Source organism: Pseudomonas danubii (assembly GCF_042980055.1).
GTDB lineage: Bacteria > Pseudomonadota > Gammaproteobacteria > Pseudomonadales > Pseudomonadaceae > Aquipseudomonas > Aquipseudomonas danubii.
The window spans coordinates 2,742,408-2,765,544 of the sequence record NZ_CP116502.1 but is presented as its reverse complement, the minus strand read 5'-3'; the positions used below and the strand labels follow the sequence as shown (position 1 = coordinate 2,765,544).

The following is a 23,137-nucleotide window of genomic DNA, read 5'->3' as shown; positions in this document are numbered from 1 at the left end:
CAGGACTTACGCCTGGCAGAAGGTGCAGTAGTCGAACAAGCCCGTGAAGCCGACCTTGCGGTAGATCGACAGGCCGTCGAGAGAGGCCTCGAGCACACAGATTTTCGCGCCCTGAGCCTGGATCAGGCGCAGCACCGAGTGGATCAGCGCCGTGGCATAGCCCCGCCCCTGGCACTCCCGCAAAGTGCCGATATCATCCAGCCGCGCCACCCCCGGCCCCAGGGACAGCGTCAGGGCACTGACCGGACGCTGGTCGACATACAAAGTGAAATGGCGCAGTGCCCTGCCGGCCAGCAACGCCGCCCGGTGCCGCTCCAGGTACAGCTCAATGCCTCCGCCATCGGGCTCGAACGCGCTCTGCACCGGCAGCCCCCAATCCTCCAGATGCTCATCGGTGCAACGCACATCCGCCAGTGGCGCCAGTCCCTCCTGCACTTCGTAGGTCGCCAGATCCAGCACCATGCAAGTGGTCTTGTCCGCGGCCATCAGGTGCTGCTGTTGCAACTGCAGACTGACCCGCGACACCTGCGCCTGAGGGATCACCACACAGAACGGCATGCCGGTGCGCTGCAGGAACGCCACGCCCTCGGCCAGTTGCTGGCTGTTGTCGCCAGGCCGGTCCTTCATCATCAACAGATTCAGGCTGCTGGCTTCAAGCCCGGTGCAATAGGCACTCAGATCGGCGCCGAAGCGCCGATGGAACTGCGAGATGGAAACGAAGAAATAGTCTTCCGCCTGGTGATACAGATCGATGATCGACGCGCTGGGCACCTGCACCATCTGCTACCTCCTTGAGCCTCGCGACGCGCCATGCGCCGCCTGACCCGGGCCACGTTAAGCCCACAGGCCCAGCGGCTCCAGCACAATCCTGTTTTATTGTGCGAAGGGATGTTCTGAGGTGTAAGCAGACGGCGCTAGTTGATCATCACTCAACCCTCCAAGCGCTCGGTGTGACGTCCGGCCTGGATGGCCTTGGCCATTTGCAGGTGGTTCTCCAGCTTGGGCAGGGTTTCCTCGGCGAAGGCCTTGAGTTGCGGCACGTCACTGGTTTGCGCCTGCTGCTGGATCTGTCGGATCGCCGCTTCAGTGGCCTTGATCTGGTTGGCGGCATAGGCGCGGTCGAAATCCGTCCCCTCGGGTAGCTGCGGCATCAAGCGCTTGGCCTGGTCCATGACCTGCTCTCGGGGGGCCACCGGCAGGTCCAGTTGCCTGGCGATTTTGGCCAGGTGTTGGTTGGCCGTGGTGCGATCGTTGATCACCTGAATGGTGTATTCCTTTACCGCCCTGGACGAGGTGTGCTGATGCGCCAGGCGGCTAGCTTCGATATCGGCCATGCCCTTGGCCGAGGCGTCGTCGATAAAGGCCGCGGGGGACTGGGCCAGGGCGTTGCTGGCGCCAAGGCCGAGCAACAGGGCCAGGCCGGCACGACCGAGGATGGTGGCCATGGGGTTCATGCTGGGAGTCTCCTCTTGCAAGTCAGTACGGCGGGAGCCACAGCACCCGCCTGCATAGGGAAAACCCGAAGCCGCAAAGGTTTAGAAGAATCGCCGGTGGAACGACGAATGGCGAGTCGTACAGGCTGGAAGCAGAGCCTCGCCCCTGGCCAGGACCTCAGGCGCTGGAGCGGCTTTTGCGCTCGCGCTTGACCGCGTACATCGCCTCATCGGCGTGCTTGAACAGCTGCTTTTCTTCCAGGCCATGTTCGGGGTACAGGCCAATGCCGATACTCGGCAGGATGTTCAGCGAATGGCCATCCAGGCGCAGCGGCTCGTTGAGCGCGCGGCGAATCTTCTCGGCGACATGCTGGGCATCGTCGCTGTGCTGCACGCTCTCCAGCAGCACCACGAACTCATCACCGCCCATGCGTGCCACGGTGTCGGTTTCCCGTACGCAGCCTTTGAGGCGATTGGCCACCGCTTGCAGCAGCATGTCGCCCACAGCATGCCCGCAGGTGTCGTTGACCTCCTTGAACTTGTCCAGGTCGACATACAGCAAGGCCATGCGTCCCGAGTCGCGCCGGGCCCGAGCCAGGGCTGAACGCAAGCGCTCGCGCAGCAGCTCGCGGTTAGGCAGGTGAGTCAGTTGATCGTACTCAGCCATGTAATGCAGGCGCGCATGCAATTGCGCCCGTTCGATGGCCGCGGCGAGCTGGGCGCTGACGTACTGCAGCAACTCCAGCTCTGCCTCCCCGTAGCCCTGCGCACCGGGTGCACTTTTGACCATGAGCACGCCGATGGTGCCCTTCTGCGAATTCAGTGGCACGCCCAACCAGCAGCGAGGACCTTGAACGACGGCGAACTGGTTCCACAAATCCCGGCTCAACGGACACTCCGGCGCCAGCAGCAAGGACTGGCCGTGCCGCAGCACCTGCGCGCAGAAACGCCCGATCAGGGTCCCGGGCAGTTCCGGGCTGCTTTCGCAGTCATCGACGTGGTAGGGAAAGTTCAGGCTATCGCTGCGCTCGTCGTACAGCGCCAGAACGAAATTGAGCGCCGGCAGCCACTCACCGATGATCCGATGCACATGCTTGAACAGCACCAGCAGGTCCTCGGTGGCGTGGGCCGCTTCGGAAATGGCATACAACGCCGCCTGTTTCGATTCGGCCTGTTTGCGCTCGGTAATGTCCCGGGCCACGGCGATGCGCAACTGGTCCACTTCCGACCAGCGCGCCGACCAGAGGATGTGCGCCACCCGCCCGTCCTTGCGCAGGTAACGGTTCTCGAAATTGGGCTTGGGCACGCCCCCCATGATTTCCCGGGCGGCCTGCAGGGTGCGCTCTCGATCGGCCGGGTGCACCAGCTCGATCATCGGCCGGCCGATCAGTTCATCGGCGGTGTAGCCGAAGACCCGCTCGCAGGCGGCACTGACAAATACGAAACGACCCTGGCTATCTACGGCGCACACGACGTCCAGAAGCAGATCGATGAAACTCGCCAGAGGCGCGGAGTTCTTGGTTGCCATCAGAGAAAGCTACTACCCATGAAAAATGCACTGAGTACCCATCCCTTGAGCCCGGTCAGCCAGTGACGAACACCGGCTGAACACCACCCTCGCACTCCGCGAGCGGCGTTATGCCTTGTTGCCGATCAGCCCCGGCACCGCATGCAGCAGGGCATTGATCGCGAAACCGATGAACATCACCCCGCAGACCCGGGTGATCGCCAGCTCGTGACGCTGATACCAACTGCGTACCTGCCGCGCCCCCACCACGCCGATGAGAATAGCGTAAGCGCCGAGGCCGCCCAGGAAGCTCAGGGCAATCAGGCCGGGAAGCATGGACCAGCTGAGCAGCTCCGCACGGCTGGACAGCAGAGCGGTGAACGTCGCCACCGCCACCGGATAAGCCTTGGGGTTGGTCAGGCCGAAGATGATCCCGTGCCAGAACGGATTGCGCGCTGCTCCCTGAGGCTCATCACCATTGCCACCACGGCTGCGGATCGCCCGCAGCCCCAGCCAGAACAGGTACAGACCGCTGAGCACCCCGAGAATGTTGAAGGCGTCGCTGCCGATTTCCCGGGCGCCGACAATGGCGATCAGTGCCGTACTGCACCAGACCACATCCCCCAGCAGGTGCCCGCAGAGAAACCCTGCGCCAGCCTGTCGACCACGGGAAGCGCCAATACCGAAGACCGCCAGGACCCCGGGCCCGGGGGTGATCGCGTAAATGAAACCCGAGGCGATAACAGCCAGCAACAGCGATGAGGTCATCAGCAAGACTCCAGAACGGATGCACCTCACGGCAACGCCAGGCACAGAACGAATCTGGCGGATTCTGCACGATCAAGGCACCTTGCCACCAGCGGCTTTCGTCAGCTGCTTCCCGGTAGCGGCGCCTCAGTCGGCGGGGTAAAAGCGCATTCCTGCGTAAGGATGTTCGCGACAGGCCCGTAATCGCGAAGCCAAGTCACCGACATGAACCTCCAGTCGATGCCCATCGGGATCGAGAAAATAAAACGATGCGCCCTCGCTGCGGTTGTCGCGCCACTCCGGCACTCGCGCCTCACACAGGCGCTGGACCAGCGCTGCAAAATCCGCAGCGCCGACGCCAAAGGCGTAATGGGTGTAATCGGCAACTGCCGGTGCCTGCCGTTGCGGGTCCAAGGAAAGGCACAGCCACAGTCCCGGCAGTGACAGGTAGGCTCCTGCATCCCAGGTGGCCTCCAGACGCAGTTGCAACAGCGAGTGATAGAAGGCCAGGCTGCGGGGCACGTCGCTGACCGCCAGGGTCAGGTGATTGAGGCCGGTGAGCATCGATTACTGTCCTTTCAGGGCTTTGCTAAGTGCATAACGCTGGCCGTCATAATGCAGGGTCGCCACCGTGTTCCTGGGCGGCAGATCACGGCTTTCACAGCCGTCTCTGCCCTTGAAATGCTTGGTGCTGACTTCACGGGTACGCACGATCAGATCGGCGTAACCGTTGCGCTGGCCACTGCCGACTTCCAGGGTCCGGTGCAGGGTCCGGGAGCGGCCCTCGCACTCACTGCCCCAGCCAAACTCGCCGTGGCTCTCATCCATCACCAATCCTTCCAGCAGCGGCAGGACTTCCTTGTCTTCATGTCGATACAGGGTCAGCACGCTTTTCTCGTAGGGCATGGCACTGGAGCTGTGGTGATAGAGAACCCGCAGGCCAAAGGCTCGCTGCTCTTTATTCAAACGGTAGCGCCCGGTGTCGATCTGCAGCCCCTGCAGGGCCACGGCATCGGAGAACAGAGCGCAATCCTTGTAGTTGCTGGCCAGGGTCCAACCGGAGTCGATGTCCTGCAGCGATACGTCCAGGCTGTAGCTGCTGACGTCGCCAGTCTGGCTCCCGGGCATGGGCGTCGCCCGGGCACTGATGCTCAGCTCCGGCTCCGCGGGCCAGGGCTTGCAGACATAGAACTCTCCGGGAACACCCGTCGTGTTGTCGCACCCCGCCTGCGCCGCCGTGACACCCCCCAACCCGGCACAAAGGGCCAGGCCCAGGCCGCATGATTCAAGCCACTTCATCAAAATTCCCTCAGATACCGCTGTAGCCATTGGGCAGCACGTAACGCTGGCCGTCGTAATGCAGAGTGATGAGCACCGGCTTGGCGGTCACGGACTTGGACTGGCACTCCTCCCCGACTTTTTCGCTCCGGGTACTGACGCTGACCGAACGCACGATCAGGTCGGCATAACCATGGCTGCGGGTCTTGGCGATCTCCAGGGTACGCGTGGTTTCAGTGCCCTCGCCGGCGCACTGGCCATCCCATTCGCCGTTGTAGGAATGGGCCAGGAACTTCTCCAGCACCGGGCGCAGGGTGCTGCCTTCGCGCACATACAGGCTGAGCCAGATCTGATTGAAAGGGTTGACCCGGGACGAGCCCTCGAACCCGGCCCGAACCCCGAAGGCCCGCACTTGTGGCGCCAGTTGGAAGCGCCCGGTGTCGAGCTTCACGCTTTCCAGGCGGAAGGCGTCGGAGACGAAAGCCACAGGCTGCCTGTAACTGGCCAGGGGCTTGCCGCTGTCGCGGTCCAGCACCGCCAGTTGCAGGTTGTAGGTGCCGTCACCGTCGCCGGTGTCGCTGGGGTCCGGGACCTGTTCCGACAGCAGGCTGATGCTCTGGTCGTCAAAGGCCGGCCAGTCCTTGCACAGGGAAAAGCCCGGAACCTCGGCGTTGCGTGGCGGCGGCAGGCACTGGGCCGCGACGGATGTGGTGCCGGCCAGCAGCGCCAGGCTGCCCAGAAGCGGGATCAAAGAAGAGCGACGGAACATTCACGACTCCTTGTGACAGGCGGATACAGCGCGATTTCAGGTCGCACTATCCTCTGCCCCGTCGACGCTTTCAACGCTGGGAGCACGCGCGTGGGAGTGACCTTGCCTTGTAACAACTGCAGACCTGACGAATGGCCGGACCTGGGCTAGGGTATGACGGGGTAATATGTTGTATTACACATCACTACAACGAGACTGCCATGTCCATCATGTCCCTACGCTTGCCCGATGAACTTGCTGAAACTCTGGCCCTGCTGGCAAAAGCCACCGGACGCAGCAAGTCGTTTCTCGCCGTGGACGCCCTGCGTGAATACCTGGCGCGGGAAGCCTGGCAAATCGAGGAAATCCAGAAGGCCCTGAACGAGGCCGACGCAGGTGACTTCGCCAGTGCCGAAGAAGTGGCGGCCATCGCCGGCAAGTGGACCGACAATGCGCATTGAATGGCTACGCAGCGCCCTGAACAACCTGGACGCTGAGGCCCGTCATATCGCCCAGGACGATCCCCGGGCCGCCGGGGAATTTGTCAGGGCGCTGTTGATCAGTATCGAGCAACTGGCCCGGTTCCCCTCAAGTGGCCGCGAAGGCCGCCTGCCCGGCACCCGGGAATGGGTAGTGCCGGGCTGGCCTTACCTGATTCCCTACCGGGTGCGCGGGGACCGGCTACAGATTCTGCGAATTTTCCATACCCGCCGTCAGCCCCCGGCACGTTGGTGAACGCTTCACTTGTAGGAGCTGGCTTGCCAGCGAAATGGACCTACCCGTTCCTCAAAACGCGCTACGGAAAATCTCTTCGATCTGCCGTTGCTCCGCCGGACGCGGGTTGGTCAGGCCGCAGGCGTCTTTCAGGGCATTGGCCGCCAGCAGTGGAATGTCCTGCAACTTGGCGCCCAGTTCCCGCAAACCGGCGGGGATTTCCACGTCCCGAGCCAAAGCGCGAATCGCCGCGATTGCCGCCTGGGCCCCCTCCTCCGGGCTGAAGCCTCGAATATCCGCCCCCAGGGCGTGGGCCACATCGGTCAGGCGCTCGGCACAGACGCTGGCGTTGAAGCTCTGCACATGGGGCAACAGCACCGCATTGCACACACCATGGGGCAGATCATAGAAGCCACCCAACTGGTGAGCCATGGCATGCACGAAGCCCAGGGAAGCGTTGTTGAAGGCCATGCCGGCGAGGAACTGCGCATACGCCATGTTCTCCCGGGCCAGCAAATCGCTGCCGTCGTGCACCGCCTGGCGCAAGTTCGCGCTGATCATGCTGATGGCTTTGAGCGCACAGGCATCGGTGATCGGGTTAGCGGCGGTGGACACATAGGCCTCCACCGCGTGGGTCAGGGCGTCCATGCCGGTGGCGGCGGTCAACCCCTTGGGCATCGCCACCATCAGCGCCGGATCGTTGACCGACAGCAGTGGCGTGACGTTGCGGTCGACGATGGCCATTTTCACGTGGCGCGACTCGTCGGTGATGATGCAGAAGCGGGTCATCTCGCTGGCGGTGCCAGCGGTGGTGTTGATGGCAATCAACGGCAGTTGTGGCTTGCTCGACTGGTCGACCCCTTCGTAGTCGCCAATGTGTCCGCCGTTGGTTGCACACAGGGCAATGCCCTTGGCGCAGTCATGGGGCGAGCCGCCGCCCAGGGAGATGACGAAATCACACTGCGACTGCTGCAACTGCGCCAGCCCTTGCTCGACGTTGGCGATGCTCGGATTGGGCTTGGCGCCATCGAAGATCACCGAATCGATGTCCTGCATGGCCAACTTCTCGGCGATCATGCCCGCCACCCCGGCCTTGGCCAGGCCGACGTCAGTGACGATCAGCGCCTTGCGAAACCCATAATTGCGAATGGCGCTCATGGCCTCGTCCAGGCAATTGATGCCCATGATGTTGACGGCTGGGATGAAGAAGGTGCTGCTCATGAGGAAGTCTCCAGGCGAATGCCCAATGCGGGGTGTCGATTCATGTCTGCCCGACAGGATCGACTCATCGGTCACGGGCGATCTTGATCTGGCTCAAGGGTCGGTCGTGATAAAGTCGCCGCCCTGATGACCTTCTGCCTTGAGACCAATGACCGCGATGACGGATTTCCAGGAATTTGACGCCGAACTTGAAGACTGGAACGGCCTGGGCACGAGCACACCGTTCAATGGCCTGCTGATCGGCAACGGTGCCAGCCGTGCCGTCTGGGAAGACTTTGCCTACGACTCGCTGTTCGAAAACGCTCGCACAGTGGAAGAAAAGCCCCTGAGCCAGTCCGAGCTCAGCGTCTTCGAAGCCCTGCAGACCCGCAGCTTCGAACAGGTACTGGGCGCGCTGAAAACCACCAGCCGGGTCAACAAGGCCCTGGCGGTCAGCTCGGCGGCGCCGCGCAACCGCTACTACGCCATCAAGGAAGCCCTGATCAACACCGTGCATGCGGTGCACATCCCCTGGCGCCTGGTACAGCCGCAAAGCCTGGCGGCGATCAACCAGGAACTGCGACGCTATCCCACAGTGTTCACCAGCAACTACGACCTGCTCAACTACTGGGCGGTGCAGCACGACAACCAAGGCATCGATGACCTGTTTCACGGCGCCGATCCGGCCTTCGCACTGGGCACCACCTCCAGCGCCGCTACCCGCTTGCTCTACCTCCACGGCGGCCTGCACCTGGTGCGCAACCTGGACGGCAGCGCGCGCAAGCTGAGTTCCACCGAAGGCACCCTGCTGGGCAGCTTCGCCATCAACAACACCCTCAAGACCCTGGATGACGTGCCGCTGTTCGTCAGCGAAGGGCCCCTGGCGGACAAGCTCAAGACCATCCGCAGCTCGGACTACCTGTCGTTCTGCTACCAGCAACTGCTGGACCACAGCGGCGCCCTGTGCATCTTCGGCCACAACCTGGGGCCCCAGGACCAGCACCTGGTGCAGGCGATCCGCCAGTCGGCCGTCACGACCCTGGCGATCTCCATCTACCCGCGCAGCGCGGCGTTCATCCAGCACCAGAAGCGCCACTACGCCAAGCTGTTCGAAGGGTTGGAGTTGAACCTGCGCTTCTTCGATTCCAAGACCCACGCCCTGGGCAACCCGGCCCTGTCGGTGCCCGTGGAACGCTGATTGCGCCGGGCGCGGGCGTCCTTGGGATCGCTGCGGGCCTGCGGCCCGTTCGCAGCCTTCGGCAGCGGCTACAGGGCTCATTCTTCGTTGCTGTGTACCACCACTAGCAGCTGCGCCTGCTCGTCGCCCAGGGAGCGGATGCGATGGGGCTTCTGGGCATTGAAGTGCAGCGCGTCGCCACGGTTGAGAATCACCCGCTCGGTCATGAAATCCACTTCCACCTGGCCTTCATGGACAAACAGGAACTCCTCCCCCAGGTGTTCCTTGAAGGTCTTGTCACTGAACTCTTTGGCCGGGTAGATGATGAACGGCAGCAGGTTGCGCTCGCTGACCTGATGGGCCAGCACCGCATATCCCGGCGTCTGGTCGTTGGCCGCCAGTGACTGGCGCTCATCGCTGCGCACCAGGCTGTAGCTGTCCAGGCTGATGCTGTCCTCGGCGAACAGTTCCTCGACCTTGACGTTCAGCGCCTTGGCCAGCTTCAAGGCGGCGGCGATCGACGGGGTGTTCAACCCGCGCTCGACTTTCGACAGGTAGCTCTTGGTCATCCCGGATTTTTCGGCCAGGGCCTCCAGGGTCACGCCAAGTTTTTTTCTCAGTAATTTCAAACGGATAGACATGTGGAGCGATTAATCCATCTAGAAAACAACGATTGGCGCTTGCCAATGACACAAAGTGTCATATAGCCTCTTTAGTGTCATTAGCATTCACCCAACAACCTTGCAAGTAACAGGTGAAGTGCAAACCCGACGTCCATTGCAGCCTCACCAAGGACCCCGATATGGCCAAGACATTAGCACTGCCCAAGGACCAACTGATCAAGCAAGCCCTGACCCAGATGCAAAACACCCTGGCGGATAATACGTGGACCGACCGGCAAAAGCTGGCCCTGACCTGCCGCATTCTGTTCGAGAACGGTCACGACTCGGGCCTCGCCGGGCAGATCACCGCCCGCGGTCCGCAGCCCGGCACCTACTACACCCAGCAACTGGGCCTGGGTTTCGATGAAATCAGCGCCAGCAACCTGCTGCTGGTCAACGAAGACCTGGAAGTCCTCGAAGGCCACGGCATGCCCAACCCGGCCAACCGCTTCCACAGCTGGGTGTACCGCGCCCGGCCGGACGTGAACTGCATCATCCACACCCACCCGACCCACGTTGCCGCGCTGTCGATGCTGGAAGTGCCCCTTGAGGTATCGCACATGGACCTCTGCCCGCTGTACGAGGACTGTGCCTTTCTCGAAGCCTGGCCCGGGGTGCCGGTGGGCAACGAAGAAGGCGAAATCATCTCCGCGGCCCTGGGCGACAAACGCGCGATCCTGCTTTCCCACCACGGTCAGCTGTCCACCGGGGCCAGCATCGAGGAAGCCTGCGTCATCGCCCAACTGATCGAGCGCGCAGCCAAGCTGCAACTGCTGGCCATGGCGGCCGGCACCATCAAGCCGATCCTCCCGGAGCTGGGTCGTGAAGCCCACGATTGGATTTCCAAGCCCAAGCGCCACGGCGCCGCCTTCAACTACTACGCGCGGCAGAACCTGAAAAAACACGCCGACTGCCTGAACTGATCCACCCCTTATGCCTTGCTAGGAGTTGCACCATGTCCACACCCGATATCCACGGCATCATCGGCTACACCGTTACCCCCTTCGGCGCCCATGGCGAAGGCCTGGACCTGGACGCCCTCGGGCGTTCCATCGACCGCATGATCGACGCCGGCGTCCACGCCATCGCGCCCCTGGGCAGCACCGGCGAAGGCGCCTACCTCAGCGACGCGGAATGGGACCAGGTCGCCGAGTTCAGCATCCGCCACGTCGCCAAGCGCGTGCCGACCATCGTCAGCGTCTCCGACCTGACCACCGCCAAGGCCATCCGCCGCGCGCGCTTTGCCGAAGCCCAGGGCGCCGACGTGGTGATGGTGCTGCCCACCTCCTACTGGAAACTCAGCGAAGCCGAGATCCTCACCCACTACCAGGCCATCGGCGCCAGCATCGGCGTGCCGATCATGCTCTACAACAACCCGGCCACCAGCGGCACCGACATGTCGGTGGAGCTGATCCTGAAGATTTTCCACACCGTGGAGAACGTCACCCTGGTCAAGGAAAGCACCGGCGACATCCAGCGCATGCACAAGCTGCACCTGCTGGGTGAAGGCCAGGTGCCGTTCTACAACGGCTGCAACCCCCTGGCCCTGGAAGCCTTCGCTGCCGGTGCCCGCGGCTGGTGCACAGCGGCGGCGAACCTGATCCCCCAGCTCAATCTCGATCTGTACCAGGCCGTGCTGGAGCATGACTTGCAACGAGCCCGGGAGCTGTTCTACCGCCAGCTGCCGCTGCTGGACTTCATCCTCAAGGGCGGCTTGCCGGCCACGGTCAAGGCCGGGCTGGAACTGGCCGGACTGAACGCCGGCGAGCCGCGCCGGCCGGTGTTTGCCCTGAACGAGGGCGCACGCCAACAGTTGCAGGCGCTGCTGCAGACCCTGGGTTGAAGCCCTGACAAAAAAGCCCGGGCGGCTGTCACCGTCCGGGCTTTGGCATGGGCCGCGTTCACGCGTGGCTCAGTGACTGTTCTGCACCACTGGGGCCTGGGCCTTGAACTGCGGGTCCTGCAACATCTGCGCGATGAAGTCGTCGGTGATGCGCTGCACATGCTGGTATTGGCCACCATCGGGATTGGCCCAGCCGCGCCAGGAGCGGGTCTGATTGCTGACCCGATACTTGGCCAGCGGCTGGTCACCACGGCTGACATGGAACATCACCTGGCTGTCCCAGGTGGCCCGGCCCGGCACGATAAACAAGGTCATCGCACTGAGCAGCCCCATGGGAATGTTCTGCCAGCCAAAGTAATCACTGTTGGCCATTACGATCACGTTGTAGCCATCGACACTGAACCCCGACTGCACCTGCTCGAAGGTGCCGCGACGACGCAGGTTGTCACGGATCAGGCCGGCGGGGATGGCTCCCATCACACTGACGCTGATCGCCGGCAACCGCTGCTGATAATCCACCTCGGCCGGCTTGAGACTATGGCTGGTCTGGCAACCGCCAAGTCCCAGCATCAGCACCAGCAACAACCACAACCGACTGCTCATTACAGATCCCCCGACAGCATGGCTTTGAGCATCGACGCCTTGGGCCCCTGCTCCTTGACGATCAACGACGTGACGTCTTCCATCTTCTCTAGATCGACCCGCTGCAGGCTCGGCACCTGCGGGTACTTGGCGCGTACCAGGGCGGCGTCGCGCTCCAGGTGGTCACTGTGCAGAAACACGCACTTGGCCCCTGCCGCCGACAGGCAGCCGGCGCGGAAATCACCGACGTAATAGGCCTTGCCGGCTTCCAGTTCCAAGGGGATGGAGAAGTCTTCGCGGCTCCAGGCGGTGGCGTTACCGCGGTCGAAGTGCAGGTTGTAGATCTCGTAGCGCCCGGGTTTGAGCGGCATCACGAACAGGCTGCCGATGCCGTGCCAGGTCTCGCGCACATCCCGTGGCGTGCGGCCGTAGATCTGGTTGTACAAGCGTGCCGAGGCGAATCCCTCACCACCTCGTGGGCGAATCAGCAGCATCTGTTCGTTGGCGGTGTGCACCGCCTTCGGCCAAATGCCCACCACGCCCACCACATAGGCCACCCCCGACTGCGAATCCGGGCGCATGCTCTCGGCGATTTTCGTGGAAGGCAGGCTGTAGCAACCGCTCAGCGCCAGCAGCGCAGCGAGTAATACGAGAGGGCGAATCATGAGGTCGCAGATCCCTTGGACAATGATCGATAACGTCACCCAAGGTGCCTGGCATGCCGAGCGCCCGGTGACGGGCGCGGAGGATAAAGCAAGTAATATCATTTCGCCATAATTCAGTCGCCAATCGGCTGGCGTCCGCCAGGGGCTCGAACCAAAGCTTGCCGCCATCACGGGCGACAAGCTTCAGTTGGGCAAATGGCGGCGCAGCCGTGCGGCCTTGCCCCTGATCAGGCCGAGCGGCCTCAGGCATTACCGAACCGGGTTCAAACGGCTGTCAGGTCCTTGATGTTGTGGCTCGGACCGTTGGCCTTGACGCTGGCGATGCCCTTGTCCCGGGCCGCTTCCGATGAATAGGCTTCACTGCTGCCGATGATCTGGTGATTGGCCGCCTTCAGCGTGAAATAGGGCTGGCCGTCCTTGGTGCTCTTGCGCTCGTAGCGCTCCTCCAGGGGACTGTTGGCCTGCACCGAGGCAATGCCGTTCTCCGCGGCCGCGCGAGTGGTGTATTGCTCGCTGGTGAGAATGGTCTCGGCGTTGGCCGCCTTGAGCACGAAACGAAATTGACCGTTGCTGCTTTTCTTCAACTCATACCATCCGGACATGCTGTTGTTCCTTGCGTTGATTGATGGGCGTTGATCGATGGGCGTTGCGCCTTGAAAGTAAAGACTCTTTGCGCGATTCAGCCATTGCCCCGATGACTGAAAAATCGGTTTTCCACTCGCGCAAGCCCCAGGTGTTCGCGCAGGGTGTGTCCCGTGTAACGCTGGCGAAACAGGCCCCGGCGTTGCAGCTGCGGGGTGATCAATTGCACGAAATCCTCGATGGCTCCCGGCAAATGGGTAAACAGCACATTGAAGCCATCGGCGGCGTACTCCTCGTACCAGGTCGCCAGTTCATCAACGATCTGCCCTGGCGAGCCGTTCCCAGCACGGTTCAAGGCCTGGTTGATCCGGAAAAACAGGCACCTGCTGGCCAATCATTCGCAAAGTGACAAATAGCAATAATTCTCGATATCATTCGCGACCTTGTGCTCACCGCGTCGTCAAGAAGGATATCCATGTCTCGCTCCAAGACCGACTCTGCGTCGGCGGACTCTGTTCGCGGGTTCTATGCGGACATCCTGCATTTCCTGCGTAAACGCACGGACAACGCCAGCGACGCGGCGGACATGACCCAGGACGTGTTCACCCAATGGCTCGATTACCGTGATCGGGCCCAGGTCGAGCAGCCCCGGGCCTTCCTGTTCCAGATGGCGCGTAATCTGTTGCGCGATCATTGGCGGCGCCAGCAAGTGCGCTCCAAGGTGCACCACGAGGCCCGCCACGAGGAAAATTTCGACAGCGAGCCCCTGGCCGACGAACAGCACGAGCCGCTGCCCGCCGCCCAGCGCCTGCAACGCCTGGAACAATTGAAAGAAGTCCTCGCCCAACTCTCGCCGCGCCGCCGCGAAGCCCTTATGCTGCACCGCTTCGAAGGGCTGAGCCAGGCGCAGATCGCCGAACGCATGGGGATTTCCGTGAGCATGGTGGAGAAACACATCGCCTTTGCCCTGCTGCACTGCAAGCAGCACCTACAACGAGAAAATGGCAAGGAGCAGCCTGAATGACCCGCTTTCCCGGCACCCACGACGACCTCGACAGCGAGCAGATCGATGCCCAGGCCGCCAGCTGGTTCGCCCGTAACCGCAATGATCCGGACCGTGCCACGCGTAAGGCCTTCGAGAGCTGGGTCAGTGAACCGGCCCATGCCCGGGCCTACGCCGAATTCGAGGAGCTGTGGGACGACCTGGCGCAGCTGCAACAACTGAGCCGCCCGGTGCCACTCCCCCGGCGCAAGGCGCCGCTCTGGCGCCCGGCCCTGGCAGTGGCCGCTGCTCTGCTGTGCGCGGTACTGGCGGTCAATCTGGGCACGCCCCAGGCACCCTACCGGCAGCAGATCGCAGCCCAGGAACAGGGAGCGCGAGCCTTCAAGCTGCCGGACGGCAGCACTTTGTACGTCAATGCCAATACCCAGTTGAGCGTCGATTTCAGCGCCCATCAGCGCAACATCTACTTGCAGGCGGGCCAGCTGTACCTGGAAGTCGCCGCCGACAAGGAGCGTCCGCTGTGGGTGCACAGCGGCGAGGCCAAGGTACGGGTGGTGGGCACCGCTTTCGACGTGCGGCGCGGCCAGCGCCAACTGGTGGTCAGCGTGGCCCACGGCCAGGTGGCCTTCAGCCCGGACGGCAAGCCCGGGGAGCTGACCCTGCTGGGCGCTCGGCAACAGGCCACCTATGACCTGCAAAAAGGCACCTTGCGCCAACAGACCCTGGACCGCGACGAGGTGGCCGACTGGCGCAGCGGGCGCCTGGCCTTTCGCAACCGCGACCTGGCCAGTCTGGTGGACGAGTTGAACCTGTACCGCCAGCAACCGGTACAACTGGCCGAGGGCCCGCTGGGTTCCTACAAGGTTTCCGGCAACCTCGACGTCAACGATCCGGATGCCCTGGTCAAGGCTCTACCGGCCCTGATCCCGGTGAAAACCCGGGTCCAGGCCAACGGTCAGCTGAAGATCGAAGCCCGCTAATTTTTTATATGAGAATATTTTGCATTCGCATATGAGGTTTTTTTTCACTGCCGCGTCTTCCTCCCGTCTGCGATCTGTCCGCAGCGCCTTTTTGGCCTTTAAGCCGCTCTGGGGGAAGTCATGTTTCGCGCGTTCTTGCCTGTTCCGTTAGTCCGTACCCGCCCGACCCTGCTCGCCGCCTGCCTGGCATTCAGCCTGCAGGCCCATGCCGGGCCACTGCATTTCCAGTTGCCGGCGCAACCTCTGGCCGCCTCCCTGAGCCAGATCGCCCAGCAGGCGAAAATCCAGCTGCTGTTCGATGAACAACTGCTGCGCAATGCCAAGGCCCCGGCCCTGCAAGGCGACTACAGCCCGGAAGAGGCGATTCGCGCCCTGCTGCAGAACGGCCAGTTCAACCTGATGAAGGTCGACAACACCTACATCGTGCGCCCTGCCGAGACCAGCCTCAGCAGCGGTTCGGCCCTGCAGTTGGGGGCCATGAGCGTGATCGGCAACGGCACCGAAGTGGACGCCGCCAGTGTTGGCCGCTCGACCTTGAACCAGGCGGAAATCGATCGCCACCAGGCCACCAACGTGGTCAGCCTGATCGACACCCTGCCCGGCGTAAGCCTGGGCGGCTCGCTGAAACCCGGCGGCCAGACCATCAACATCTGGGGCCTGGGGGACGCCGAAGACGTGCCGATGAGCGTCGATGGCGCCACCAAGAGCGGCTTCGAACGCTACCAGCAGGGCTCGGTGTTCATCGAGCCGGAACTGATCAAGCGCCTGGAGGTGGAAAAGGGCCCGCACTCCCCCGAGACCGGCAATGGCGGTTTCGGCGGCACCGTGCACATGGAGACCAAGGACGCACCCGACCTGCTGCAAGACGGGCGCAACAGCGGCGCCATGCTCAAGTACGGCTACAGCAGCAACAGCCACGAACAGGCTTACACCGGCGCGGTGTACGGCCGCACCGATGATAAGCGCTTCGACGCCCTGGCCTACTGGACCAAGCGCGACGGCGATGACATGAAGATAGCCAGCGCCCAGCCCGACCCGAAGAATGCCTACCCGATCAACCCCAAGCGCCTGCCCAACACCGCCCAGGACATGGAGGGCGAGCTGTTCAAGCTAAACATGCAACTGACTGACGAGCATCGCCTGGGCTTCAGTTACATGCGTTCCAACAGCGACATCTGGGCGCCCTTCTCGGCCAAGAGCTACCCGACGCCGCCGAGCCAGAGCGACATCGACAAGTACGGTTATGACGGCGCCACCCGCCGCTTCCTGGCGCAGCGCAATACCATCGACACCACCTGGATCGCCAAGTACCAGTACACCCCCGTAGACAATCCCTGGATCGACTTCGAGGCCAAGTACTCCGACTCCACCACCGACCAGACCGACGAACGCGGGCCGAACGCCTACTTCCAGCCGGCCTCCGGTGGCCGCAAGATCACCGTGGGCTATGACGACAAGATCCTGGCCCTGAAAAACACCAGCCGCTTCAGCACCGGCCCGCTGGAACACGCGCTGACCAATGGCATCCAGATCCGCAAGCACACCCGCGAAGTCGACATGTGGATGCCGGGCAAGACCTATGAAGTGCCCAAGTACAACTACGGCCACTACCAGCCGGGCTTCATGCCCCACGGCAAGGTCGACAACAATGCCTTCTACATCCAGGACGCCATCACCCTGGGGGACTTCACCCTGACCCCGTCCTTGCGCTACGACCATGTGCGCAACCGCGGCCAGAAGAACGACGCACCGATCTACAACAGCCCCGACCCGGTGGCGGGCCACGACTACGGCGACAAGACCTACACCGGCTGGTCGCCTCGGCTGTCGGCGTTCTGGACGGTGACTCCGCAATTCGCCCTGTTCGCCGACTACAGCAAGACCTGGCGCGCGCCGGTGATCGACGAGCAGTACGAGGTCCAGTCGGCCGCCTCCACCCGTTCCGCCACCAGCCGCGACCTCGACCCGGAACGTATCACCGCGTTGCGCGCCGGTAACATCACCAGCTTCGCCGACGTGTTCACCCAGGCCGACCGCGTACAAGTGCGTACCACGCTGTTTCACAACACCATCAAAGACGAAATCATGAAGAACCTCGGGATCGGCTGCCCCGAGCAACTCACCAGCGGCAAGAGCATCGGCCAGGTGTGCAACCAGCCGACCATCGGGGTTTATCGCAACATCGGCGACCTGACCATCAAGGGCTTCGAGGTGGAAAGCTTCTACGACTCGACCTACCTGTTCGGCTCCCTGTCCTACTCATGGATCACCGGCAAGCATGAAGGGGCCTACACCAACCCCTGGGGCCCGAACGTCTGGGCCCGGGACATCCCGCCACGCAAGTGGGTGGCCAGCCTGGGGGTGAAGATTCCACAGTGGGATGCGCAAGTGGGCTGGCAGGGCCAGTGGGTGCGCCAGACCGACCGCGTGCCCAGCGATCTCTATGCCGGCGGCCCGGCCAGCGCCCTGGGCGACGCCTACTGGGACCAGTACAAGAACGACCGCTACAACGTGCACGGCCTGTTCGCCAACTGGAAACCCCAGCAGCCTTACCTCAAGGGCACCGAAGTCAACTTCACCCTGGACAACATGTTCAACCGTGACTATCGCCCACCGCTGAGCGGCGAGAACGCCTCCAGCCTGGGACGCAACGCCAAGATCAGCGTGACCCGCTTCTTCTGACGGCAACTGGCTGCGGTGCATCGGACGCACCGCAGCAGGCCAGCCGTTGGCCATCACGGATGTATTGCAAGCCTTTAGCCAAGCCCTGCCGCCCGCTCCTGCCGGGCTAAGATCGACTCCCCCCTGAAAACCGCTGAAATGCCTTTGGGCGCTTTCAGTCGACTTCCCATTGATTGTGTACGACATCTGTCGTACAACCGAGAAAGCATCATGGACAGAGGCTTCAGGAAGGTCAGGCGTGACCTGATCAATGCACTACAGAATGGCGACTATCTGCATGCCGCGCGCGGCTCGATCGAGGTCAAGAACCTGCTGGCCACGGGCGAAGTCTCGGTCGGTCAACTGATCGAGGTCATCAGCGCCTGCAAGGGCCCGGACCACAGTTGCAGCGCATATCACAGCGTCCCGGGCATCGCGGTCCACGTGCTGAAAAAGGCCGGCTGGTACATCAAGTTCTACTTTATCGAGCCAGATGTGTGGTTCATCAGCGTTCACCGATGAGGGCAACCCATGAAACTCTTTCTGCAAGGCGACCGGGGCAAGGCGCTCTGCGAGCATTGCCAACAGGTGGTCGGCATCACCTACCTGCGGCGCGACGTCCCCTTCAGCGACGGCAACGGCCTGGCCCGGGACATCCTGGTGGGGGTCTGCGACCAGTGCGCCACCACCGTGGCCATTCCGCCCCAGTCGACGCCGGCGATCAAGGACACGCGCCAGCACCCGTTGACCTCCATCGAGGCGCGGCTGCCCGCGGTCTATCTGGATGTTCTGGATGCCGCCATGCACTCGGTGATCCAGGACGCCGGGGTGCAGATGCGCAAACTGTTCTTCAGCTACTACTTCAGCGCCCGGGTCGCCCCGTGCCTGGAACGGGTGCATAGCACTTTCACCGCCTACCTGGCCGAACAGGCCGAGGCCCGCCAGCTGCCGGCGGTCCATTCAATGAAACGCCTGTCGCTGAAGGTCAACCACTATGTGGCCGAGGATCTAGCGCGCCTGCTGCAAGCCACCCGGATGACCCAGACCGAGCTGCTGAAATCGCTGATCGCGCAAATGCGCCTGGATGTGCTCGAAGGCGGCAACCCGGCGGTGATCGCCGACCTGCGCCAGCTGGCACGCCTGGGGCTCTAGCCCTCAGCCTTTGCCGCGGCCCTGAACCTTCGCGAACACCTGCAACGCGCCGGCCAGCGCATGCTGCAACGCCTCAAGGTGCTGTCGGTGCTCCCGGAACCGGAGCTACCAGGCTTCCTCAGCAAAATCAGCTGAGCCCTGTAGCCGCTGCCGAGCCCGCGAGGCTGCGCAAAGGTCCGCAGGACCTTGCTTGGCGATCGCCCGTCAAACCTCCGGCGGCCTTCAGAGCCCCGCGTCCCTGCGGGCCGTTCGCAGCCTGCGGCAGCGGCTACAGTGCGTTGCGCCGTACCAGGCTGAGGTCAGGGGCGGCGGTGCGCCGCTGGCTCAGGTAGCGGGTACAGCTGACCCGCAGGAAGGAGGCGAAATTCACCACTTCGCCGCGGTAATCCATGACCTCTTCATACAGCTTGGCGATCAGCTGGTTGGTGGTCATGCCGTCCACTTCGGCAATTTCGCTGAGGATGTCCCAGAACTGGTTTTCCAGGCGCAAGGTGGTGACCACGCCACAGATGCGCAGCGAGCGGGAACGGGATTCGTAGAGAATCGGGTCGGCCTTGACGTACAGCTCGCACATGGCGTGGTCCTCGCTTACAGGGTGATTTTGGTGCCCAGCAGCCCCAGGAAACCCGCCAGCCAGCTGGGGTGCGCCGGCCAGGCCGGGGCGGTGGCCAGATTGCCCTGGACGTGGCCTTCGGTCACCGGGATATCGATGTAGGTGCCACCGGCCAGCCGCACTTCCGGGGCACAGGCCGGGTAGGCGCTGCACTCGCGGCCTTCGAGGATACCCGCCGCCGCCAGCAGTTGCGCGCCATGGCACACCGCGGCAATGGGCTTGCCGGCCTGGTCGAATTCCTTGACCAGTTGCAGCACCTTGGCGTTCAGGCGCAGGTACTCCGGAGCACGTCCGCCGGGGATCAGCAGGGCGTCGTAATCAGCGGAGCTGACCTGGGCGAAGTCGTAGTTGAGGGCAAACAGGTGACCCGGTTTCTCGCTGTAGGTCTGGTCGCCCTCGAAGTCGTGGATCGCCGTGCGCACCGTCTGCCCGGCGATCTTGTCCGGGCACACGGCATGCACCGTATGACCGACCATCAGCAGGGCCTGGAACGGCACCATCGCTTCGTAGTCTTCGACGTAATCGCCAACCAGCATGAGGATCTTTTTCGCGGCCATGGAGTGGACTCCTTTCAGGGAAAGACGTGGGCGGAAGGAGTACTCAAGGTAGTCCCATTGCGCCAGCCCGGGTAATAGCCTGGTACTACAGCGGCTTCAACCCAGATAGCCGTCGGCCTTGAGCAGGGTTTCCAGGCAGTGTTCGCTGATCTGGTAGAAGGCCTTGAGTTCTTCGATCCTGGCCAGCAACTGGGTCGGGTCAACCGGCTCGGCGCGCTTGACCGCCAGGATCATCTTGTTCTTGTTGGTGTGTTCCAGGGAGATGAACTCGAAGACCTTGGTTTCATAACCGCAGGCTTCGAGGAACAGCGCCCGCAGGCTGTCGGTGACCATCTCCGCCTGCTGTCCCAGGTGCAGACCGTATTGCAGCATCGGCTTGAGCAGCGCCGGGCTCTGGATCTGCAGGCGGATCTGCTTGTGGCAGCACGGCGAGCACATGATGATCGCCGCGCCGGAGCGGATGCCGGTGTGAATCGCGTAGTCGGTGGCGATGTCGCAGGCATGCAGGGCGATCATCACGTCCAGCTGGCTGGGGGCTACGCTGCGCACGTCACCGCACTTGAACACCAGGCCCGGGTGTTCCAGGCGCTGCGCGGCGGCGTTGCACAGGGTCACCATGTCCTCGCGCAATTCGACGCCGGTGACTTCGCCCTCGGCCTTGAGGGTGTTGCGCAGGTAATCGTGGATGGCGAACGTCAGGTAGCCCTTGCCGGAGCCGAAGTCCGCGACCCGCACCGGCTGATCGAGCTTGATCGGCGAGCTGCCCAGGGCGTGGCTGAAGACCTCGATGAACTTGTTGATCTGCTTCCACTTGCGCGACATGGCCGGGATCAGTTCATGCTGCTTGTTGGTCACCCCAAGATCGGCGAGGAAAGGCCGGCTCAGGTCAAGAAAGCGGTTCTTCTCGCGGTTGTGCTCGGCCGACGGCACATCACGCTGGGTTTGCGGCTTGCCCTTGAACAGCGAACTCTTGCCCTTCTTGCTGTATTCGAGCTGCACTTCGTCGGTCAGGGTCAGCAGGTGGGCGTTCTTGAACGAAGCCGGCAGCAGCCCGGCGATGGCGGCGATGCCTTCGTCCAGGGAGAAGTTCTTGGTGATGTCCCGGGTCTTGTAGCGGTAGACGAAGGACAGGCACGGCTGCTCCTTGACCGTCAGTTGCTTGATGATCAGGCGTTGCAGGTCCGCCTCCGGGCCCACGTGCTTGGCCAGTACCAGCTTGATAAAGGCGTTTTGCGCAAGGCTGGTGTCGAGCAATTGCAGGAACTGGGCGTGATGATCCGGCGCGGGACGGGCGGAAGGTGCGGTCACAGACATGGGGGCAGGTGCCTCGGGCGATGCGGGGTGTGAATCAGGGAGTGGCAGGTATTTTAGGGAGCAAGCCGCGTCGGGGCACGAAGTTATTCACTCGACGGTAAAAAATCCTCGCCCGAGGGCGGTGCAAGGCTCAGAGGCCATTCGCCGGCAAGCCGGCTCCTGCATGAACAACAGCGATATCGCACCGCCGTAGGAGCTGGCTTGCCAGCGAAGGCGTCCTCAAGGGCGGCGCAAGACTCAGGGGCCTGTTCGCCGGCAAGCCGGCTCCTACGGCGGTGGGCTCAGTTGAGCACCACCAGGCGGTTGGGCAATTCGTTGCGTATCTGGGTCAGGGGCACATGGGTCTTGAGCAACTCGCCGCTGGCTTCAATACAGTCGAGGAAGCCCTGCAGGGTCTGGCCCTGGCGGACTTGCTGGGTAAAGTTGCGCACGATGCCGTTCCACTGCTTGTTATCCAGACGCTTGGAAATGCCCTCGTCCACGAGGATTTCCACGTAACGCTCGGCTTCGCTGACAAAGATCAGCACCCCGGTGCCGCCCACGGTGTGGTGCAGGTTCTGTTCGAGAAACTGCCGTCGGGCCAGGTTGGAAGCCCGCCAATGGCGCACCGAGCGCGGGATCAGCCGGGTGGTGATCCAGGGTAGGCGAAACACCAGGCACAGCACGATAAAGGTCGCCCATTGCGCCAGCAGCAACAGGTGCATGTTCAGCCAGCCAGTGGCGTAGTGCACCAGCCCCGGCACCACCAGCGCCAGCAGGCTGGCCCAGAGCAGCGGGATATAGGCGTAGTCGTCGGCTCGGGCGGCCAGCACCGTCACCAGTTCGGCGTCGGTCTGCTGTTCCACCCGGGCAATGGCTTCGGCCACTTGCCGTTGTTCGTATTCACTGAGTAATGCCATGTCGTTGGATTTCCACTTCTTATTTTGAGTTACCAGCCGCCGGAGGAACCGCCGCCGCCAAAGCTGCCACCGCCGCCGCTGAAGCCGCCACCGCCGCCGGACCCACCACCAAAACCGCCGAAGCCACCGCCTCCGTCACCGCCGCGCCCGCTGGTGGTGGTGATGAACCCGAGCGCCTGCGCCACTATCACCACCAGGATGAACAGCAGCACCATGAAGATGAACAGCCACGGGTGACGCTGGACAAAATCGTCCTGGTCGCTGCTCTCGCCGCCTCTGTCATAGGCCGTGGCCGGCTCGTCCAGCGGCGTGCCGCCGAGCACCAGGAGCATGGCCGAAACCCCGTCGCTGATGCCCTTGCTGAACTGCCCGGTCTTGAACGCCGGGGTGATCACCTGGTTGATGATCACCGAGGCCTGGGCGTCGGTCAGGCGCTCCTCCAGGCCGTAGCCTACTTCGATGCGCAGCTTGCGCTCGTCCCGAGCGACGATCAGCAGCGCGCCGTTGTTCTTGTCCTTCTGGCCGATGCCCCAGTGGCGCCCCAACTGGTAGCCGTATTCCTCGATGCTGGCGCCTTGCAGGTCCGGCAGGGTCACCACCACCAACTGTTCGCCGGTGGCCTGTTCGTGGGCTTGCAGTTGCCGAGTCAGCAGGGCGCTGATGGTCGGCTCGATCATCTGCGCGTCGTCCACCACCCGCCCGCTCAGGGCCGGAAACCTCAGCTCGGCCTGGGCCGTGACCGCAAAGACCCAGAGCAACAGCACCAGGCCGATTTTATAAAGTCGCATCAGCACCTCATCCTTAATGTTTGTCCGCGTGT

Annotated in this window: 27 protein-coding genes and 1 pseudogene; 10 read left to right on the top strand and 18 right to left on the bottom strand. The window is 62.9% G+C overall.

Translation table 11 applies throughout. The features are described from left to right. Positions 1–6 precede the first annotated feature (6 nt). The 7 genes from PFZ56_RS12830 to PFZ56_RS12800 all read right to left on the bottom strand — a co-directional run bounded on the left by PFZ56_RS12830 (position 7) and on the right by PFZ56_RS12800 (position 5,734). On the bottom strand, positions 7–780 hold the full coding sequence (locus PFZ56_RS12830) for a GNAT family N-acetyltransferase (RefSeq protein WP_123393452.1): 774 nt from the start codon (positions 778–780) through the stop codon (positions 7–9). Positions 781–929: 149 nt separating this feature from the next. After that, positions 930–1,454 carry a DUF4142 domain-containing protein gene (locus PFZ56_RS12825; protein ID WP_170002658.1) on the bottom strand — a complete coding sequence of 175 codons (525 nt, stop codon included), beginning with the start codon at positions 1,452–1,454 and terminating at the stop codon, positions 930–932. A gap of 157 nt (positions 1,455–1,611) precedes the next feature. Then, positions 1,612–2,961, bottom strand: a complete 1,350-nt coding sequence (locus PFZ56_RS12820) for a GGDEF domain-containing protein (protein WP_102878690.1) — start codon at positions 2,959–2,961, stop codon at positions 1,612–1,614. 108 nt (positions 2,962–3,069) lie between these two features. Next, positions 3,070–3,708, bottom strand: a complete 639-nt coding sequence (locus tag PFZ56_RS12815; protein WP_102878689.1) for a LysE family translocator — start codon at positions 3,706–3,708, stop codon at positions 3,070–3,072. Positions 3,709–3,834: 126 nt separating this feature from the next. Further along, positions 3,835–4,251 (bottom strand): fosfomycin resistance glutathione transferase, encoded by a 417-nt coding sequence (gene fos / locus PFZ56_RS12810; protein WP_170002656.1) that lies wholly within the window; start codon positions 4,249–4,251, stop codon positions 3,835–3,837. 3 nt (positions 4,252–4,254) lie between these two features. Beyond that, the gene (locus PFZ56_RS12805; RefSeq protein ID WP_170002654.1) at positions 4,255–4,986 is read right to left on the bottom strand and encodes a hypothetical protein; all 732 of its coding nucleotides are present in this window, start codon (positions 4,984–4,986) and stop codon (positions 4,255–4,257) included. Positions 4,987–4,996: 10 nt separating this feature from the next. Then, positions 4,997–5,734, bottom strand: coding sequence for a hypothetical protein (locus PFZ56_RS12800; RefSeq protein WP_110595049.1), 738 nt, complete (start codon positions 5,732–5,734; stop codon positions 4,997–4,999). A gap of 200 nt (positions 5,735–5,934) precedes the next feature. Here PFZ56_RS12800 and PFZ56_RS12795 point away from each other — a divergent pair, with 200 nt between their 5' ends. Together PFZ56_RS12795 and PFZ56_RS12790 are read left to right on the top strand one after the other, a co-directional pair. Beyond that, positions 5,935–6,174 (top strand): CopG family ribbon-helix-helix protein, encoded by a 240-nt coding sequence (locus PFZ56_RS12795; RefSeq protein WP_092320301.1) that lies wholly within the window; start codon positions 5,935–5,937, stop codon positions 6,172–6,174. Next, positions 6,164–6,448: a type II toxin-antitoxin system RelE/ParE family toxin gene (locus PFZ56_RS12790; RefSeq protein WP_110595048.1), complete on the top strand. Its 285-nt coding sequence runs from the start codon at positions 6,164–6,166 to the stop codon at positions 6,446–6,448. The genes PFZ56_RS12795 and PFZ56_RS12790 overlap by 11 nt, the downstream gene beginning before the upstream one ends. Positions 6,449–6,499: 51 nt before the next feature. Here PFZ56_RS12790 and yiaY read toward each other — a convergent pair whose 3' ends face one another. After that, positions 6,500–7,648 carry an L-threonine dehydrogenase gene (yiaY, locus tag PFZ56_RS12785; protein ID WP_102878685.1) on the bottom strand — a complete coding sequence of 383 codons (1,149 nt, stop codon included), beginning with the start codon at positions 7,646–7,648 and terminating at the stop codon, positions 6,500–6,502. Positions 7,649–7,805: 157 nt separating this feature from the next. Here yiaY and PFZ56_RS12780 point away from each other — a divergent pair, with 157 nt between their 5' ends. Then, positions 7,806–8,825 carry a DUF4917 family protein gene (locus PFZ56_RS12780; RefSeq protein ID WP_170002693.1) on the top strand — a complete coding sequence of 340 codons (1,020 nt, stop codon included), beginning with the start codon at positions 7,806–7,808 and terminating at the stop codon, positions 8,823–8,825. A 77-nt stretch (positions 8,826–8,902) separates the two neighbouring features. On the opposite strand, the gene PFZ56_RS12775 is transcribed toward PFZ56_RS12780, so the two are convergent. After that, positions 8,903–9,445, bottom strand: a complete 543-nt coding sequence (locus tag PFZ56_RS12775) for a helix-turn-helix domain-containing protein (protein ID WP_110651880.1) — start codon at positions 9,443–9,445, stop codon at positions 8,903–8,905. 161 nt (positions 9,446–9,606) lie between these two features. Between PFZ56_RS12775 and PFZ56_RS12770 the strand changes: the two genes are divergently transcribed. Continuing rightward, the gene (locus PFZ56_RS12770; RefSeq protein WP_102878683.1) at positions 9,607–10,389 is read left to right on the top strand and encodes an aldolase; all 783 of its coding nucleotides are present in this window, start codon (positions 9,607–9,609) and stop codon (positions 10,387–10,389) included. Between the two features lie 32 nt (positions 10,390–10,421). Then, a complete protein-coding gene (locus PFZ56_RS12765) occupies positions 10,422–11,309 on the top strand; it encodes a dihydrodipicolinate synthase family protein (protein ID WP_170002652.1) in 888 nt (295 codons plus the stop codon). Positions 11,310–11,378: 69 nt separating this feature from the next. On the opposite strand, the gene PFZ56_RS12760 is transcribed toward PFZ56_RS12765, so the two are convergent. From PFZ56_RS12760 to PFZ56_RS12745, 4 genes and pseudogenes are all read right to left on the bottom strand, one after another. Beyond that, the gene (locus PFZ56_RS12760) at positions 11,379–11,912 is read right to left on the bottom strand and encodes a hypothetical protein (protein ID WP_110595045.1); all 534 of its coding nucleotides are present in this window, start codon (positions 11,910–11,912) and stop codon (positions 11,379–11,381) included. Continuing rightward, positions 11,912–12,556 (bottom strand): hypothetical protein, encoded by a 645-nt coding sequence (locus PFZ56_RS12755; protein WP_110595044.1) that lies wholly within the window; start codon positions 12,554–12,556, stop codon positions 11,912–11,914. Before PFZ56_RS12755 ends, PFZ56_RS12760 begins: the two co-directional genes overlap by 1 nt. 263 nt (positions 12,557–12,819) lie before the next feature. Next, positions 12,820–13,158, bottom strand: coding sequence for a YegP family protein (locus tag PFZ56_RS12750; protein WP_102878679.1), 339 nt, complete (start codon positions 13,156–13,158; stop codon positions 12,820–12,822). A 77-nt stretch (positions 13,159–13,235) separates the two neighbouring features. After that, positions 13,236–13,475, bottom strand: a pseudogene (locus PFZ56_RS12745) (nitrilotriacetate monooxygenase); the annotation flags it as partial. Positions 13,476–13,613: 138 nt separating this feature from the next. Here PFZ56_RS12745 and PFZ56_RS12740 point away from each other — a divergent pair. The 5 genes from PFZ56_RS12740 to PFZ56_RS12720 all read left to right on the top strand — a co-directional run bounded on the left by PFZ56_RS12740 (position 13,614) and on the right by PFZ56_RS12720 (position 18,934). After that, positions 13,614–14,162, top strand: a complete 549-nt coding sequence (locus PFZ56_RS12740) for an RNA polymerase sigma factor (RefSeq protein WP_102861537.1) — start codon at positions 13,614–13,616, stop codon at positions 14,160–14,162. Beyond that, a complete protein-coding gene (locus PFZ56_RS12735) occupies positions 14,159–15,121 on the top strand; it encodes a FecR domain-containing protein (RefSeq protein ID WP_170002650.1) in 963 nt (320 codons plus the stop codon). Before PFZ56_RS12740 ends, PFZ56_RS12735 begins: the two co-directional genes overlap by 4 nt. A gap of 120 nt (positions 15,122–15,241) precedes the next feature. Then, positions 15,242–17,803, top strand: a complete 2,562-nt coding sequence (locus PFZ56_RS12730) for a TonB-dependent receptor (protein ID WP_170002648.1) — start codon at positions 15,242–15,244, stop codon at positions 17,801–17,803. Positions 17,804–18,013: 210 nt separating this feature from the next. Continuing rightward, complete coding sequence (locus PFZ56_RS12725; RefSeq protein WP_262379549.1) at positions 18,014–18,304, top strand: hypothetical protein; 291 nt, start codon at positions 18,014–18,016, stop codon at positions 18,302–18,304. Between the two features lie 9 nt (positions 18,305–18,313). After that, a complete protein-coding gene (locus PFZ56_RS12720; protein WP_170002644.1) occupies positions 18,314–18,934 on the top strand; it encodes a hypothetical protein in 621 nt (206 codons plus the stop codon). A gap of 268 nt (positions 18,935–19,202) precedes the next feature. Here the strand turns inward: PFZ56_RS12720 and PFZ56_RS12715 are convergent, their stop codons facing one another. The 5 genes from PFZ56_RS12715 to PFZ56_RS12695 form a co-directional block, all read right to left on the bottom strand. After that, positions 19,203–19,508 carry a ribbon-helix-helix domain-containing protein gene (locus PFZ56_RS12715; protein ID WP_047302295.1) on the bottom strand — a complete coding sequence of 102 codons (306 nt, stop codon included), beginning with the start codon at positions 19,506–19,508 and terminating at the stop codon, positions 19,203–19,205. A 14-nt stretch (positions 19,509–19,522) separates the two neighbouring features. Beyond that, positions 19,523–20,104, bottom strand: coding sequence for a DJ-1/PfpI family protein (locus tag PFZ56_RS12710; protein WP_123393474.1), 582 nt, complete (start codon positions 20,102–20,104; stop codon positions 19,523–19,525). A 96-nt stretch (positions 20,105–20,200) separates the two neighbouring features. Then, positions 20,201–21,418: an SAM-dependent methyltransferase gene (locus PFZ56_RS12705; protein WP_102878665.1), complete on the bottom strand. Its 1,218-nt coding sequence runs from the start codon at positions 21,416–21,418 to the stop codon at positions 20,201–20,203. 281 nt (positions 21,419–21,699) lie between these two features. Beyond that, a complete protein-coding gene (locus PFZ56_RS12700; RefSeq protein WP_110595023.1) occupies positions 21,700–22,317 on the bottom strand; it encodes a TPM domain-containing protein in 618 nt (205 codons plus the stop codon). 29 nt (positions 22,318–22,346) lie between these two features. Then, positions 22,347–23,105, bottom strand: a complete 759-nt coding sequence (locus PFZ56_RS12695) for a YgcG family protein (RefSeq protein WP_110595022.1) — start codon at positions 23,103–23,105, stop codon at positions 22,347–22,349. Positions 23,106–23,137 lie beyond the last annotated feature (32 nt).

Coding starts and splice junctions, on each gene's coding strand:
- PFZ56_RS12830 (WP_123393452.1), bottom strand. CDS start 780: ATGGTGCAGGTGCCCAGCGCGTCGATCATCGATCTGTATCACCAGGCG.
- PFZ56_RS12825 (WP_170002658.1), bottom strand. CDS start 1,454: ATGAACCCCATGGCCACCATCCTCGGTCGTGCCGGCCTGGCCCTGTTG.
- PFZ56_RS12820 (WP_102878690.1), bottom strand. CDS start 2,961: ATGGCAACCAAGAACTCCGCGCCTCTGGCGAGTTTCATCGATCTGCTT.
- PFZ56_RS12815 (WP_102878689.1), bottom strand. CDS start 3,708: ATGACCTCATCGCTGTTGCTGGCTGTTATCGCCTCGGGTTTCATTTAC.
- fos (WP_170002656.1), bottom strand. CDS start 4,251: ATGCTCACCGGCCTCAATCACCTGACCCTGGCGGTCAGCGACGTGCCC.
- PFZ56_RS12805 (WP_170002654.1), bottom strand. CDS start 4,986: ATGAAGTGGCTTGAATCATGCGGCCTGGGCCTGGCCCTTTGTGCCGGG.
- PFZ56_RS12800 (WP_110595049.1), bottom strand. CDS start 5,734: ATGTTCCGTCGCTCTTCTTTGATCCCGCTTCTGGGCAGCCTGGCGCTG.
- PFZ56_RS12795 (WP_092320301.1), top strand. CDS start 5,935: ATGTCCATCATGTCCCTACGCTTGCCCGATGAACTTGCTGAAACTCTG.
- PFZ56_RS12790 (WP_110595048.1), top strand. CDS start 6,164: ATGCGCATTGAATGGCTACGCAGCGCCCTGAACAACCTGGACGCTGAG.
- yiaY (WP_102878685.1), bottom strand. CDS start 7,648: ATGAGCAGCACCTTCTTCATCCCAGCCGTCAACATCATGGGCATCAAT.
- PFZ56_RS12780 (WP_170002693.1), top strand. CDS start 7,806: ATGACGGATTTCCAGGAATTTGACGCCGAACTTGAAGACTGGAACGGC.
- PFZ56_RS12775 (WP_110651880.1), bottom strand. CDS start 9,445: ATGTCTATCCGTTTGAAATTACTGAGAAAAAAACTTGGCGTGACCCTG.
- PFZ56_RS12770 (WP_102878683.1), top strand. CDS start 9,607: ATGGCCAAGACATTAGCACTGCCCAAGGACCAACTGATCAAGCAAGCC.
- PFZ56_RS12765 (WP_170002652.1), top strand. CDS start 10,422: ATGTCCACACCCGATATCCACGGCATCATCGGCTACACCGTTACCCCC.
- PFZ56_RS12760 (WP_110595045.1), bottom strand. CDS start 11,912: ATGAGCAGTCGGTTGTGGTTGTTGCTGGTGCTGATGCTGGGACTTGGC.
- PFZ56_RS12755 (WP_110595044.1), bottom strand. CDS start 12,556: ATGATTCGCCCTCTCGTATTACTCGCTGCGCTGCTGGCGCTGAGCGGT.
- PFZ56_RS12750 (WP_102878679.1), bottom strand. CDS start 13,158: ATGTCCGGATGGTATGAGTTGAAGAAAAGCAGCAACGGTCAATTTCGT.
- PFZ56_RS12740 (WP_102861537.1), top strand. CDS start 13,614: ATGTCTCGCTCCAAGACCGACTCTGCGTCGGCGGACTCTGTTCGCGGG.
- PFZ56_RS12735 (WP_170002650.1), top strand. CDS start 14,159: ATGACCCGCTTTCCCGGCACCCACGACGACCTCGACAGCGAGCAGATC.
- PFZ56_RS12730 (WP_170002648.1), top strand. CDS start 15,242: ATGTTTCGCGCGTTCTTGCCTGTTCCGTTAGTCCGTACCCGCCCGACC.
- PFZ56_RS12725 (WP_262379549.1), top strand. CDS start 18,014: ATGGACAGAGGCTTCAGGAAGGTCAGGCGTGACCTGATCAATGCACTA.
- PFZ56_RS12720 (WP_170002644.1), top strand. CDS start 18,314: ATGAAACTCTTTCTGCAAGGCGACCGGGGCAAGGCGCTCTGCGAGCAT.
- PFZ56_RS12715 (WP_047302295.1), bottom strand. CDS start 19,508: ATGTGCGAGCTGTACGTCAAGGCCGACCCGATTCTCTACGAATCCCGT.
- PFZ56_RS12710 (WP_123393474.1), bottom strand. CDS start 20,104: ATGGCCGCGAAAAAGATCCTCATGCTGGTTGGCGATTACGTCGAAGAC.
- PFZ56_RS12705 (WP_102878665.1), bottom strand. CDS start 21,418: ATGTCTGTGACCGCACCTTCCGCCCGTCCCGCGCCGGATCATCACGCC.
- PFZ56_RS12700 (WP_110595023.1), bottom strand. CDS start 22,317: ATGGCATTACTCAGTGAATACGAACAACGGCAAGTGGCCGAAGCCATT.
- PFZ56_RS12695 (WP_110595022.1), bottom strand. CDS start 23,105: ATGCGACTTTATAAAATCGGCCTGGTGCTGTTGCTCTGGGTCTTTGCG.